Here is a 13,309-nt window from a genome sequence, read left to right on the forward strand (position 1 = left end):
CATCCACCGATTCTTCAGACCGTACGACTCGCGGCCGAGGATCTGACCAAGCTGGCTCCGACCGACTGGCCCGATAGCAGAGTCGTCGTCAGGACCATGCTCCGGGACCAGGTTCCTACGGAAGTCTACCAAGAGCAGATCACGTCGGGTAATGAACTCAGCGTGACAGCATTCCCAGAGCAGTTCAAGGTCGGACAGCAAATGACGCTCAGTCTCGACGTGGCTCAGCCCGTCGGGTCAGCCGCCGTATCATTCGACGTGTATATCGGAGGATTGCTTGTCACCTCAGCCTCGTCACTGCCCGTGACGGTGACCTACGCGCCGACCCTGGCAGGTTCTCTGGAGATCGCAATCGTGGGCCGATCTGCTGCACTTGATACCGTTTTTCAAGCGGCGTCCACTGTCCAGGTGGAACCTTAGCGCCTAGACCTTTCCCCTCGGGGGGTCCACCCCGCGAATCTGCAGAGGCTCCTGCGGGAGGAAAGGATCGAAAGCCATATCACCAAGGTGTACGACACAGCACAGACACCGTGCGCACGGATGCTGACTCGAGAGGATGTTGCAGAACACACAAAGGAACACCTGCAAGCAACATGCGCAGCGCTAGACATGACAACCCTCCTCCACGAGATCTTCCTGTGCCAGGACCGACTGGATGAGATCGCCAGGAGAAGACAACCTCTGCTCATCAAGAAACGTGGCAGCTACGCCTCCATTGCTGGTGAGTTCACGACCTGATGGTTCACCTCCATTCTTACGTGAGTTGACACGGTCCTTGCGGGAAGCTGAACAATTCCCGATACATATGAGACTGGTGAGTGAGTCGATTAGTCTTTCCTATTGACTGCGAATACTAAGAGCATAAGATACTTAGCATTCAAGGAGGTAAAAAAATGAAAACAGATATGAGAGGCAGAGATTTTATTAGCGTACTCGACTTTAGCCGAGAGGAACTGGAAACAATTCTTGAGGTTGCTAAATGGCTTAAAATGAGAAATGCCGTGGGTGAGCCACAGACAGAAATCCTCAAAGGAAAGGTTTTGGGATTACTTTTTGCATCGCCTTCAACGAGAACTCGACTTTCTTTTCAAACAGGGATAGTTCAGCTTGGTGGGTCTGCTCAGGTCTATAATCCTGAGGAATTACAACTTTCCCACAAGGAGTCATGGAAGGATACTGCCGAAATGATTTCGAGATTTTTGGACGGTTTTGCAATTCGTCTCTATAATCTTAAGACCCAGATGGGTGCAGAAACATATGAATATGGAGATGCTAGAAATGTTCTAAGAGGAATAGCTGAATATGCGAATATACCTGTAATTAATATGCTTGATGATAAGGAGCACCCCTGTCAGATCATGGGTGATATTCTTACCATGATGGAGAAGTTTGGTGGCTTAGAATATGCAAGAAATAAAAAAATTGTCATGTCATGGGCATATGATGAGAGAGCAAAATCGGCAGGAGTGCCTCAGACAATGATTGCTGCGGGCTCTACGCTTGGGTTAAATATTACTCTTGCTTATCCTGACGAGCCAGGGCTTTATGATCTTGATAGCGAATATGTTGAATTTGCAAAAAAGGCAGCAGCAGAAAGTGGCGGTTCTCTCACGATTGAGAATGACATCTGGAAAGCATCAAAAGACGCAGATGTTATCTACGCTAAATCCTGGGCTAGGAATCCCGAAAGACATGCTGAAGTGGGCAAGAAATACAAGGATGATTGGCGTATTTCGCATGAGCATTTTAAGGTGGCCAATAAGAATTGTGTGTATATGCATTGTCTTCCTGCTCGTAGAGGTTTTGAAGTTACTGATCTCCTTATTGATGACCCGAAAATTTCTATTGTTAATGATGAGGCAGAGAACAGGCTTCATGTTCAAAAAGCAATCATGTCCTTGATAATGAGATAATTCTGTAAAAGAAGATTTAGGAGATTTAAAGAAAGAGGAATTCATTATGGGAAAAAGACAAATTAGGATTTTTGCATTTGGTGGCAATGAAGTTGCGCCTGCCGGTTTAGTTGATGAAAATGGAAAAGCTATTATCCCCGATATTGCTATGCAATGGAAAAGAACAAAAGAAACCTGCGAGTATATATCAAACATCGTAACTTCTTTTCCTGAAGATGATTACATTCTTACGCACGGTAATGGCCCTCAGGTAGGCAATGTTCTTCTTCGCTCAGAGTATTCAAGGCCCATACTTCCTCCTCTTCCCCTTGATGTGTGCGGGGCAGATACTCAGGGCTCGATGGGGTATATGTTAGCACAGATTCTTGCAAACCAGCTAAAGACAAAAGGCATCAACAAACAGGTTGTGAGCATTGTGACACAGGTTGTCGTTGGTAAAGATGACCCTGGCTTCCAGAACCCTACGAAATTTATCGGCCCATCTTACACAAAAGGACAAGCAATGGAAAGAGCCCAGATAGACGGGTGGGTCGTTAAACTATACAAGAAAGACGAAATGGGCAACGAAATCTGGAGAAAGGTTGTCCCATCACCTGTACCCCTTGATATAGTTGAGATTGATCTCGTTGAGGCAGCACTTGAAAAAGGTATGGTACCGATAACAGTTGGTGGCGGCGGTATCCCTGTTGTTTTGGAAGAGCCTGACAAAAATGGTGTTTATCATAGTAACTATGGCTTTACTTTTGAAGATGGTAAAGATTTGAAGGTTTACAGAGGGGTTGAGGCAGTGATAGACAAGGATCTTGCTTCTGCTTTACTTGGTACGATGCTTCTAAAGAGAGCAAAGGAAAAAGGAGAAGGTGTTGATGTCACACTAACCATATTTACAGGAGAAGATGGAGCCAAGCTTCACTATCAGAAGCCTGATCAGGTTAACCTGAGACATTTGACTCTTGAAGAAGCAAAGAAATACTATTCTGAAGGGCATTTTCCTGCTGGCAGTATGGGACCTAAGATTCTTGCAATTATCAAATTCCTTGAAGGCGGCGGCAAGAAGGCTTATATTTCCTTGACTTCGAAATACCTTGAAACGCTTGAAGGAAAAGCTGGGACGACGATCGTTAGAGAATAATGTAGTCCAGGGAGATGGCAATGGACCTTTATGGTAAGGATCTAATTACTACGCAGGACTGGGGAAAGGAATGGCTTGATGAAGTTCTTGCCCTTGCAAAAGACATGAAAAGGCATAGGTATGAAAAGCCATATACTGAAATCCTTAAGTACAAGACTTTCTTTATGTTCTTTTATAACCCTTCGGTAAGGACGAGGCAGTCTTTTGAAGCGGCGGCCACGGAACTTGGAGGGCATGCCCAATTTCTCGAGCCAAAAACGATGAGATTGAAGTCAAAAGAAAAAGCAGGCGAAACGATAGAGGATGCAGCAAATGTAATGTCGAGATATGGTGTTGGTCTTGGAATAAGGATTCTTGAAGATGCTATTGAGCAGTATGGCGATGGTGAAGCATTGCTTAGAGAATATGCAAAATATGCATCAATTCCTATTGTTTCAATGGCTCATGATAAATATCACCCCTGCCAGGGGCTTGCAGACCTCATGGGGTTGCAGGAACATATGGGAGATGTGAAGGGCAGAAAAATAACTATGATGTGGGGTTATTCCCCAATGGTGCGTTCCTGGAGCTCCGTTCAGGAGGATGTCCTCCTTCTTCCAAGATATGGAATGGACCTTACTCTTGCATATCCTGAAGGTTTTGACCTTGACCCGGAAGTTATTGAGACAGCGAAGAAAAATGCTGAGAAAGCTGGGGCAAAGTTTGAAATAACCCATGACAGATTTGAAGCAGTTAAAGGTGCCGATGTTGTCTATGCAAGGCAATGGATGAGTCCAAAGAGATATGCCATTGGCAAAGAAGAAGACCAAAAACTCGCCCTTCAATACAAAAATTGGAGGTTAACTTCAGAGCTCAATGATTTAACGAACAAGGCCTATTTTATTCACCCTATGCCAGCTGATAGGGGGAATGAAGTGGACGATGAAGTAGCAAGTGGCCCTCGTTCAATCATTTATGATATTGCAGAAAACAGGCTCCACGCCCAAAAGGCGATAATGGCCCTCACAATGGCATCTGGCTGGAAATAATTCGTCCCGGCTTCAAGATGTGTTTACAGATTGGTATGTCAGAACCTTCATATATTATTCGCAATTTGACAGTTCGGAAATCATCGGAAGCACTGAATCGTCACGCCGCTTCATTCAATAGCACTTGGTGCCTGGCAAGCGACTCCGCCTTGATGTAACTCCGTCCGTTCTGCCAATCCTCCTCGCATTCAATCAGGTACGTGGTGACCAACCGCAGGTACAAGCCGATGCCCGGGAATATCCCGACGACCCGTGAGCGAGGGCGTATCTCTCTGTTGAGCCGCTCCAGCGTGTTGCTGGACGCGATCTTCCGGTGGTCGATCTCCGTGAACGCGTAGAACTGGAGCGAGTCCTCGAGGCCCGCGTCCAGACACTCGATCGCCGGTGGGAACCGCTGTCCATACAGCTCGGCCAATCGTTGCGCGCACGCCGTGGCGCTCTCCCTGTCGGGTTCCAGCCAGAAGATCTGCTTCAACCGCACGGCGAACGCCTCGTTCTCCCTCTGGCTTACATGCGCCAGGATGTTGCGCATGAATGCACCTTGCAGCGCTGCCAGGACGCCCCGATGAAATCCTTGCGGATCGCCGCCTGCAGTCCGGCACTCGCGTCGGAAACCACCAGCCAGACCTTCTTGAGGCCCCGCTCCCGCAACCGGGCGAACAGTGCCCGGTAGGTTTCCTCCAATTCGTTCTCCATCGGCTCCACAGCCAGGATCTGGGGCATCCCCCGCATGTTCACCCCTTTCACGATCATAACCGCCATGTTCTGTACACGCCGGCCTTCTCGGATCTTCTCATACAGGGCGTCCACCCAGACCACGGGGTATTCCGCATCGAGGGGTCGGTTGCGGAACTCCTCGACCATCCCGTCGAGCCCCTTGTTGATCTCGCTCACCTGTGAGGCGCTGATGTCCTTGATACCCAGGCTCTTCGCCACACGGTCGATCTTTCGCGTCGAGAATCCGTTGCGTCAGGCCTCACGGATGACCTCGACCGGCGCCACCTCCACCTCCACCAGCTTCTGCGTCATCCATTGCAGCATCGACAGCAGCGGATCCTCCTCCGCGATGAATTCCAGTAGCTTGCTTTCAAAGAACGCCGTATCCTTGGTCTTGGTCATTGGTTGCTTCCTCCCTGTTAGTTTTAGCAACAACATCTTGGAACCTCCAATGATCTTTTTCAACCTCCAAATTGCAAACTTGATTGTACACTACCATTGGGGGTTTTATGATAGCTAAGGGAGAACAAATGCACGAGGAACGTGAAAGTTCCGAAATGGGTGTTTTGTTGGAAAGCTTCTGGTATAAAGCAATTGTCGGAGCTTTATTTGCTCTATTTGCCGGCGGATGTACAATCTAAGTGCAACGAGCTGAACTGAAAAAGGAAGTCCATCAAGACAAACCGATGCGGTAAAATGGAAGTTACCAAACAGCCATTGGTATAGAAGGTTTACTCGATGAGCTACTACTATTTTACCATTAGTGAACGCGAGTGCATATTGCTGATGTATCACAATCAGAAAGGCATCACACAGATTGCACAAGCGCTTGGTCGGAGCAAGAGTACTATCGGCCGGGAACTCCACAGAAATAAAGGAAGACACGGCTACAGTTCTCATGAGGCTCAGAATTCTTACACGCTTCGCAGACGGGCATGCAAGCCTCAACTGAAAGTCATGAGGTCAGAATTACGAACAGATTGTAAACGGCTTAGAACAGTACTGGTCACCTGAGCAGATTATTGGCCATCATGGCATGGACCTTTGCACCGCAACTATCTACCGTGCCTTGAAGAACGGCTTGTTATCAACCGTTCTCCGAGAAAAACTCAGGCACCAAGGGAAATGCCGCAAAGCAGAGGGTGAAGAACGAAAGAGGTACGATCCCTGATTGCATATGGCCAGCTACAGCGGCAACGAATGATATGGGCGGGTGAGGCAGCAATCTCGCCCACCTTTCCGTCAAGGAGGAATAATGTCTTCAGTTCTTGGGCTGAAATGCATGAAGTGCGGACGCGAATACGACCTTTCCACAACCCGCTATGTCTGTCCCACCTGCGGCAACGACGGAATCCTCGAAGTCCTGTACGACTACGATCGGGTCCAAAGGATCCTCACCAGGGAACAGTTGGAGAATGACCGCGATCTCTCGATGTGGAGATATCTCGCGCTCCTGCCTGTCGAGGGACGTCCTGCGTCGCTGACACTCCAGATCGGCTGGACGCCGCTATATGCAAGCAAACGTGTTGGTCCTCAACTAGGACTGCCCCATGTATGGTTCAAAGACGACGGGCGCAATCCAACAGCTTCATTGAAAGACAGGGCCTCCGCCATCGCCATCGCCAAGGCAGCCGAACTTGGCGAGCACATTATCACAGCCGCAACGACGGGCAACGCAGGTTCCAGCCTGGCAGGGCTTGCCGCGAATGCAGGAGTCGCCGCATACATCTTTGCGCCTGCATCCGCGCCTGCGGGAAAGATAGCGCAGTTGCGAGTATTCGGCAGCCATCTGTTCCTTGTCGATGGCAACTACGACCAAGCATTCGACCTATGCATGGAGGCAACGGAACGATTTGGCTGGTACAACAGAAACACGGCCTTCAACCCCTACATGGTCGAGGGCAAGAAAACTGTCGCCCTCGAGGTCGCCGAGCAGATGCGCTTTGAAGCACCAGACAAGGTCATCGTCCCGGTTGGGGATGGCTGTATCGTCTCGGGTGTCGCAAAGGGATTCCATGACCTGTTGACCCTCGGACTCATCGACCATATGCCCCAACTCATAGCGGTCCAGGCTGAAGGTTGTGCTCCGATCGCACGCGCAGTTATCTCCGGCGAACCGGTCGCCTACCTGGAGAATCCAACATCGTGCGCTGACAGCATCGTGGCCGGCATTCCGCGTAACCACCTCATGGCGGTACGCGACATCAGGTCCAGTGGCGGTCTGGCGGTCACTGTCTCAGATGACGAAATCATCGACGCCATAGGGTTACTGGGCAGGAACGAAGGTATCTTCGCTGAACCGGCCGCTGCGGCTTCCGTGGCCGCGCTGCGCAAGCTAGCCAACAGTGGTGACCTCCACCAGGAGGACTGCATCGTTGTCCTCATCACCGGGAACGGGCTGAAGGATGTTCAGAACGCGCTCAAGGTGAAGGGCACCAGCATGTTGATACCGCCGCGTATCGATGCAGTGGAACAGGCGATTGCAGAAGGGTTCTAATCTTCTGCGTCTCCTGTGTCTCGGGCATCGTCGGCGCCAGTCATGAATCATTCTTGCAAATGGCTGCGTTGCTTTTTGACCGTCGGACAGTAGAATTCAACGTGGAAACTGAAACCGTTGGAAGGAGATACCGATGCTGAGCCTGGAACTGATTCGTCAGCATCCTGACCTCGTGAAGGCCGGGATAGCAACAAAGAACGAAGGGCCGGAGATGGTCGACGAGATCCTCGAGGTCGACCGGGAGAGAAGAGACCTGCTCCAGAAGGTGGACGAACTCAAGCATCTCCGCAACGAAGCCAGTGAACAGATCGCCACACTCAAGCGCTCCAAACTGGACGCTTCAGCCGCCATCGCTGAGATAAAAGACGTCGGCTCACACATCGCGGAGTTGGACGACCGCGTGAAGGTGGTCGATGTACGCCTTCGGGCCTTGCTCCTCTGCATCCCAAACTTGCCTGAAGCGTCGGTCCCCGTCGGCAAAAGCGACAAAGAGAACACTGTCGTGTTCACCTGGCATGAGAAGCCAACCTTCACATTTGTTCCGAGACCTCACTGGGAGATCGGAGAATCTCTGGACATCATCGATTCTGCTGCGGGCGCAAAGATTTCCGGCTCGCGCTTCTATGTTCTCAAGGGACTGGGGGCCAAGCTCGAGAGATCTCTCATCTCATGGATGCTCGACGTGCACGTCCAGGAAGAGGGCTATATGGAGATCCTGCCGCCTTATCTGGTCAATCGAGAGTCAATGACGGGAACGGGACAACTGCCAAAGTTCGCGGACGACCTTTACCATACGGACACCGACGACCTGTTCCTCGATCCGACGGCAGAGGTTCCAGTGACGAATTTGCTCAGGGACGAAATTGTCCGTGAAGAAGACCTGCCCATCAAGTATGTCGCCTACACGGCGTGCTTCCGAAAAGAGGCCGGTGCCGCGGGCAAGGACACCCGGGGGATCATCCGCGTCCACCAGTTTAACAAAGTCGAGATGGTCAAGTTCGTCAAGCCGGAAGATTCATATCATGAGCTGGATCTGCTCATCGAGAACGCCGAGGGCATTCTGAGGAAGCTGGACCTTCCGTATCATCGCAGCAAGATGTGCACCGGTGACCTTGGCTTTGCAGCCGCAATGAAGTTTGACCCCGAGGTCTGGATGCCCGGCCAGGATCGATATGTTGAGATAAGCTCCTGCAGCAACTTCGAAGACTTTCAGGCACGCAGGGCAAACATCCGGTATCGTACCAAAGATGGCAAAATCGCATTCGTGCACACCCTCAATGGCTCAGGGCTCGCTGTGGGCAGAACGATGGCTGCAATTCTGGAGAACTACCAGCAGGAAGACGGTAGCGTTAGAGTGCCGGATGTGCTGATTCCATACATGGGAACAGACGTTATCCGCTGACGAGGACCAGGCAAGTACGAAATCCCCGGTTAGCGAGCCTTCTGGCTCGTTTTGACAACCGGGGATTGTTCTGTAGACTTGTTTCAGAGCATGGAGGGGTGGCCGAGCGGTTGATGGCACCGCACTTGAAATGCGGCAAGGTTAACGCCTTCGGAGGTTCAAACCCTCTCCCCTCCGCCACTGTATTTGCCCAGAAGTGCCTGTCGGGCATACCGACAATACAAACGGGAGGCGTGCGTGCAAGTAGTCTCTAGTCTGGACCTTGTCATTGTGACCGGCCTGAGTGGTGCTGGCAAGACGAAGACCATGGGATACCTTGAGGATCTTGGGTACTATGCCATGGACAATCTCCCGATTTCTCTCATGAGCCAGTTTCTGGACCTCGCCTCACAAACCGATGGCAGAATAAGCAAGATAGCGGTGGCCCTCGATGTGCGCAGCTCAGGGTTCAAGACCCAGTTTCATTCTATGCTCCAGCGACTCGGAGCGCGCGATATTCATCCTCGTGTCATCTTCCTGGAAGCGTCATCCCGAGTTCTGGTGAACCGCTTCTCCGAGACACGCAGGCGCCATCCACTTCCTGGAAGCACTGTGTCAGAGAGTATCAGGAACGAGAGGGAACTACTTGCAGAGGTGCGGGGACTGTCGAGCGTCATCATCGACACCACTGACCTCACCGTGGGTGAACTGAAGGATCGCGTGCGTGAGGCGATTCTCGGATCGCAGGAATCGCAGACTCTTACCATCAATATCGTCTCCTTTGGCTACAAGAACGGCCTGCCAATCGACCTGGATCTTCTCTTTGACGTTCGTTTCCTGCCCAACCCATACTACGATGAACACCTCGCGCATCGCACAGGCTTCGACAAGGGGGTCATTCTCTGTGTTCTTCACGAGCCCTACGCCCGGCAGTTTTTCGCTCGCCTGGCCGACTTCGTCGACTTTGTGCTCCCGCGTTACCAGGAAGAAGGAAAGAGCTACCTAACGGTCGGCATCGGATGCACAGGTGGCAGACACCGCTCTGTCGTGATCGCGAACATGCTCTACCACCACCTCAAGCCACGGGCCAAAGCGGTACACGTGTTCCATCGGGACCTCCAGAAGTGAAGGGACACAGACAGGCACTCTGGTACTGGCTCGTTCCTGGCATTCGCGTCAAGAGGTACCTCTTGCTGTTTGTTGCGGGAACAGCGCTTCTTGTTCTCGCCATCGACGGATTGCTTCAGACGCCGGGCACGTCATGGCTGCTGAACCTGCGGCCGTCCATTCAGCATATGCTTCGCCGTTTCCTCCCTTCCGGTGCCGTCTCTGTAGTTTTCGGGGTCCTGTGCGGCATCACCGTGATCGTGTCCGCTTGCCTCATGGTCTCGGCGGCAACCCTTTTGGCCCGTTCTGTGCTGGTTGCCATCACTGGGTCCGTTCCCAGGGAATCTGTCGCGCGGACGATCTATCGCTACCGCAAGGCCGAGTCTCTTCCCCGTGTCGTCGTGATCGGTGGGGGAACCGGCATCAAGCCAATCATCGAGTCACTCCGAACAGAGAACGTCAAGCTCACTACTATTGTCACGATGGCAGATAGTGGGGGAAGTACAGGACGCCTTCGTGAGACCACTGGAATGCTGCCTCCAGGCGATTTCCGGAACGCTCTCATCGCCATGGCAGGTGAGTCGACACGCAGTGCCCGCCTCCTCGCCTATCGTTTCCCGGAGCAGCTCGAAGGAATCGGCGGCCACAACGTCGGGAATCTCATGATCGCCGCTCTGAGCGACATCAAGGGAAATTTCGGCGATGCAGTACAGGAGCTGTCGGAACTCATGCAATTGCCGGGGCGGGTTCTGCCGATGTCTCTGGACAACATCTCATTGCGGGCACACTTCACCGATGGTACAACGATCGATGGCGAAGACCAGGTCCCCCTCCAGGGCAAGACAATCGACACCATCGAAGTACTGCCCCCTCATGCCAAGCCCTTTGTCCCCGCACTCGAAGCGCTGTCTCAGGCGGACTACATCATCATCGGCCCTGGTTCCCTCTTCACAAGCCTGATACCACCGCTATCTATCGAGGCGACTGCCGACACGATCGTACGCTCTTCAGCCACGAAGGTACTGGTCGTGAACGCGATGACCGAGCGAGGGGAAACGGAGGGCTACACCGCAGGCATGCACCTTCACAAGGTTGAAGAAGTCCTTGGACGGTCTTGTATCGACATGATCCTGTTGAGCAGCACCCCTATCCCTGCCGAGACGCTGGGGCGGTACGCTTCCGCCGGGGTCAATCCCGTCTCGGATGATCTCCCAAGGAGTCAGCATCCACGGATCGTCGAGGCCGATATCTGCTCAACCGCCGATGGCCTCATTCGCCACGACCCAGGCAAGCTTCGCATCGTACTGAGGTCGCTCCTCGGACTGTAGACGCGCATGGCAACGATCGAGTTCCTCAAACAGGAACTGGCAGGGCTGCCTTCGACCGATCCTCTGCTTGAACTGTCCGGAGCCCTCTATGGTGGAAGCTCTCTTGTCCTGCGCCATGGGGGAGCGCTGTCGATCTCCTTCACGTCGAAGAGTCCCTTTATCATGCGCTACGTGCTTTCTCTATCCTCCCATGCACTTGCCAATTGGCAACGCAAGCAGGCACTTCTCTCGAGAGCCGGGCATAAATTGAGTTTCAGCGTCGACCTTACTCCCGTTCAGGCACAGCAACTGTTCTCGGGACTCTCCCCGCTGGAGCCCACCCAGCTTGAGCGGCGTCTTCGGGGAAAACGCGCGGCGGCTGCATTCACCAGGGGTTTCTTCCTCATCTCCGGGTATGCCGCTGTGCAAGGGACACATCTGGAGTTCAGCTGCTCCCTGCCTGTGGGGCGTCGGCTCGTCGAACGCTCGCTGACTTCTCTCCGTATGACGCATGGCTCACAGATCCGCCGCGCCTCTGAGATCACCTATCTCAAATCGCGCCAGGACATCATGTCGCTCCTCGCAGCCTGGGGAGCATCAAACTCGCTGGTGTCCCTGGAAGAACTGCAGCTGGAGAGGGACATGGACAACCAGGTCAACCGGTCGGTCAATGCGGAACTGGGCAATTTGCAGCGCGAGACGAGGGCTGTCGACGAATTGCGGGCGGCCTTCGATCGGACTGACCGCACCTGTCTCTCACCCCGCACGATCGAGGTCGTGCAGGCACGACTGAGGTACCGCGACCTCCCGCTGTCAAAGCTCGCCGACAAGATCCCTGGGTGTATCTCTAAGAGCACCATCCACTACCACATCGCCAAGGTTCTTCAAAATGCGCGGTAGCCAGAAACAGCGACAGCAATTGAGCCTTCGCCAGAAATCCTATCTGGCCACGCGTGGTCTGGTTCTCGAACAGCCCCTGAGCGATTTCGGAACTCTCATGGATCGATTCGCTGCCGGCAGCATCGTTGCCGAGAAGCATGTCCTGGCCAATACATCCGGTGACACATGGAATGGCGACCTCGACAGCTTTGCAGACCTCGTAGATTCCACTCCTGCAGAGTTGATAGTCGACGAGCTCCTGGACAGGGATATCATTGACGATTCTCAGGTGGAGTGCGCACGATTCGTCGCCTCGGATCTGGACGAACGCGGCTTCTTCACGAAGCAGATTTCGCGTTATGCCTTCTCGATCAATGTTAGCACTGCGGAGGTTCGACGGGTCTTGGCCGCCATTCGGACCCTGGAGCCTGCGGGACTCGGCGCCACAGACGTCGCCCATGCCTTTGCCCTGCAGATGTCGCGTGTGCTCCCCGATCTTCCGGTGACTGCCTGTGCGCAGTTCCTGCGCACGCGTCAACGCTCTGTGTCTCCAGGTGTCATTCGTGCGTGCCTCAGGAAACTCAGGATAGAGTGTGATCCAGCCACATTGCAGCACATCTTCACCGTGCTGGACCCCGAACCCGCCAAGCGGATGATATCTGGACCAACATGCATCGTTGTGCCTGACATCGTCATCGAGCAAGATTCGTTGACTGGAGCCCTCCAATGCTCAGTACCCGGACCCGCTTGGGGGCTTGCAATCGATCCTATGGTGGTGTCATCGGTCCGCAAGGACCCTGAAGCCAGAAAGCAGGTCCTCATGGAGGTTACCAAGGTCCGGTGGATCGACGATGCCATCGTGGAACGCACGGCGATCCTTGCCAAGCTGGGCGACGCTCTCATTACTTCGCTTGCTCCGTATTTCACCAACCAGTCGAGCCCCCCCTCGCGTGTCCCGGTAGAACACTTGATGCAGGCAACCGGGATGTCGAGAACCATTATGGTCCGCGCACTCCGTCGTAAGTATGTGAAGACCCCGCGTGGTACCTTCAGACTTCGTTCCATGGTCATGGACAGATGGCAGACTGCAGCGGCTCCGGCCAAAGAGACCGTAGCGCTGCTACTGCAATCTGGCAGAGACTCGAAAGCGATGAGCGACCGGGAAATAGCGGAGCGCCTTGCGAGCCAAGGCATCCACATCAGTCGACGAACGGTGGCCAAGTATCGTCTGTCACTTGGAATCCCGGCTCGATACTTCAGAGACAATTAATAACCTTCTGTTTTCTTTCACCAGCATTTGCGTATCATATGGATACGTTGCCGTCCGGTTCAACCGGTGCGGCCTATT

Annotated in this window: 12 protein-coding genes, 1 tRNA gene and 1 pseudogene; 13 read left to right on the forward strand and 1 reads right to left on the reverse strand. The window is 53.0% G+C overall.

What is annotated here, in order from left to right:
- The 5 genes from SMC1_RS10570 to SMC1_RS05245 all read left to right on the forward strand — a co-directional run.
- Positions 1–420 (forward strand): hypothetical protein (locus SMC1_RS10570; protein ID WP_165849237.1); only part of this gene is annotated, 420 nt, incomplete at its 5' end.
- A gap of 189 nt (positions 421–609) precedes the next feature.
- Entirely contained in the window at positions 610–738 is a 129-nt protein-coding gene (locus SMC1_RS11105) for a hypothetical protein (protein ID WP_279386563.1), read from the forward strand.
- Positions 739–893: 155 nt separating this feature from the next.
- Complete coding sequence (locus tag SMC1_RS05235) at positions 894–1,913, forward strand: ornithine carbamoyltransferase (protein WP_119085739.1); 1,020 nt, start codon at positions 894–896, stop codon at positions 1,911–1,913.
- Positions 1,914–1,959: 46 nt separating this feature from the next.
- Positions 1,960–3,045 (forward strand): carbamate kinase, encoded by a 1,086-nt coding sequence (locus SMC1_RS05240; RefSeq protein ID WP_119085740.1) that lies wholly within the window; start codon positions 1,960–1,962, stop codon positions 3,043–3,045.
- A gap of 20 nt (positions 3,046–3,065) precedes the next feature.
- Complete coding sequence (locus SMC1_RS05245; RefSeq protein WP_119085741.1) at positions 3,066–4,073, forward strand: ornithine carbamoyltransferase; 1,008 nt, start codon at positions 3,066–3,068, stop codon at positions 4,071–4,073.
- A 100-nt stretch (positions 4,074–4,173) separates the two neighbouring features.
- Here SMC1_RS05245 and SMC1_RS05250 read toward each other — a convergent pair.
- Positions 4,174–5,192 (reverse strand): annotated as a pseudogene (locus SMC1_RS05250) (IS256 family transposase).
- A 336-nt stretch (positions 5,193–5,528) separates the two neighbouring features.
- On the opposite strand from SMC1_RS05250, the gene SMC1_RS11250 reads away from it, so the two are divergent.
- The 8 genes from SMC1_RS11250 to SMC1_RS05290 all read left to right on the forward strand — a co-directional run bounded on the left by SMC1_RS11250 (position 5,529) and on the right by SMC1_RS05290 (position 13,231).
- Complete coding sequence (locus tag SMC1_RS11250; protein ID WP_119085742.1) at positions 5,529–5,804, forward strand: helix-turn-helix domain-containing protein; 276 nt, start codon at positions 5,529–5,531, stop codon at positions 5,802–5,804.
- Positions 5,805–6,045: 241 nt separating this feature from the next.
- Complete coding sequence (locus SMC1_RS05260; RefSeq protein ID WP_119085743.1) at positions 6,046–7,287, forward strand: threonine synthase; 1,242 nt, start codon at positions 6,046–6,048, stop codon at positions 7,285–7,287.
- A 133-nt stretch (positions 7,288–7,420) separates the two neighbouring features.
- Positions 7,421–8,689, forward strand: coding sequence for a serine--tRNA ligase (serS, locus tag SMC1_RS05265; protein ID WP_119085744.1), 1,269 nt, complete (start codon positions 7,421–7,423; stop codon positions 8,687–8,689).
- A gap of 92 nt (positions 8,690–8,781) precedes the next feature.
- Positions 8,782–8,869: transfer RNA gene (locus SMC1_RS05270), tRNA-Ser, on the forward strand.
- Between the two features lie 57 nt (positions 8,870–8,926).
- A complete protein-coding gene (rapZ, locus tag SMC1_RS05275; RefSeq protein ID WP_165849238.1) occupies positions 8,927–9,796 on the forward strand; it encodes an RNase adapter RapZ in 870 nt (289 codons plus the stop codon).
- The gene (locus SMC1_RS05280) at positions 9,793–11,103 is read left to right on the forward strand and encodes a gluconeogenesis factor YvcK family protein (protein ID WP_165849239.1); all 1,311 of its coding nucleotides are present in this window, start codon (positions 9,793–9,795) and stop codon (positions 11,101–11,103) included. Before rapZ ends, SMC1_RS05280 begins: the two co-directional genes overlap by 4 nt.
- Before the next feature lie 6 nt (positions 11,104–11,109).
- Positions 11,110–11,982: a DNA-binding protein WhiA gene (gene whiA, locus SMC1_RS05285; protein WP_119085747.1), complete on the forward strand. Its 873-nt coding sequence runs from the start codon at positions 11,110–11,112 to the stop codon at positions 11,980–11,982.
- Positions 11,972–13,231 carry a hypothetical protein gene (locus tag SMC1_RS05290; protein ID WP_119085748.1) on the forward strand — a complete coding sequence of 420 codons (1,260 nt, stop codon included), beginning with the start codon at positions 11,972–11,974 and terminating at the stop codon, positions 13,229–13,231. The genes whiA and SMC1_RS05290 overlap by 11 nt, the downstream gene beginning before the upstream one ends.
- Positions 13,232–13,309 lie beyond the last annotated feature (78 nt).

This window comes from Candidatus Cryosericum septentrionale (assembly GCF_003570995.1).
Lineage (GTDB): Bacteria > Caldisericota > Caldisericia > Cryosericales > Cryosericaceae > Cryosericum > Cryosericum septentrionale.

Coding starts and splice junctions, on each gene's coding strand:
- SMC1_RS11105 (WP_279386563.1), top strand. CDS start 610: ATGACAACCCTCCTCCACGAGATCTTCCTGTGCCAGGACCGACTGGAT.
- SMC1_RS05235 (WP_119085739.1), top strand. CDS start 894: ATGAAAACAGATATGAGAGGCAGAGATTTTATTAGCGTACTCGACTTT.
- SMC1_RS05240 (WP_119085740.1), top strand. CDS start 1,960: ATGGGAAAAAGACAAATTAGGATTTTTGCATTTGGTGGCAATGAAGTT.
- SMC1_RS05245 (WP_119085741.1), top strand. CDS start 3,066: ATGGACCTTTATGGTAAGGATCTAATTACTACGCAGGACTGGGGAAAG.
- SMC1_RS11250 (WP_119085742.1), top strand. CDS start 5,529: ATGAGCTACTACTATTTTACCATTAGTGAACGCGAGTGCATATTGCTG.
- SMC1_RS05260 (WP_119085743.1), top strand. CDS start 6,046: ATGTCTTCAGTTCTTGGGCTGAAATGCATGAAGTGCGGACGCGAATAC.
- serS (WP_119085744.1), top strand. CDS start 7,421: ATGCTGAGCCTGGAACTGATTCGTCAGCATCCTGACCTCGTGAAGGCC.
- whiA (WP_119085747.1), top strand. CDS start 11,110: ATGGCAACGATCGAGTTCCTCAAACAGGAACTGGCAGGGCTGCCTTCG.
- SMC1_RS05290 (WP_119085748.1), top strand. CDS start 11,972: ATGCGCGGTAGCCAGAAACAGCGACAGCAATTGAGCCTTCGCCAGAAA.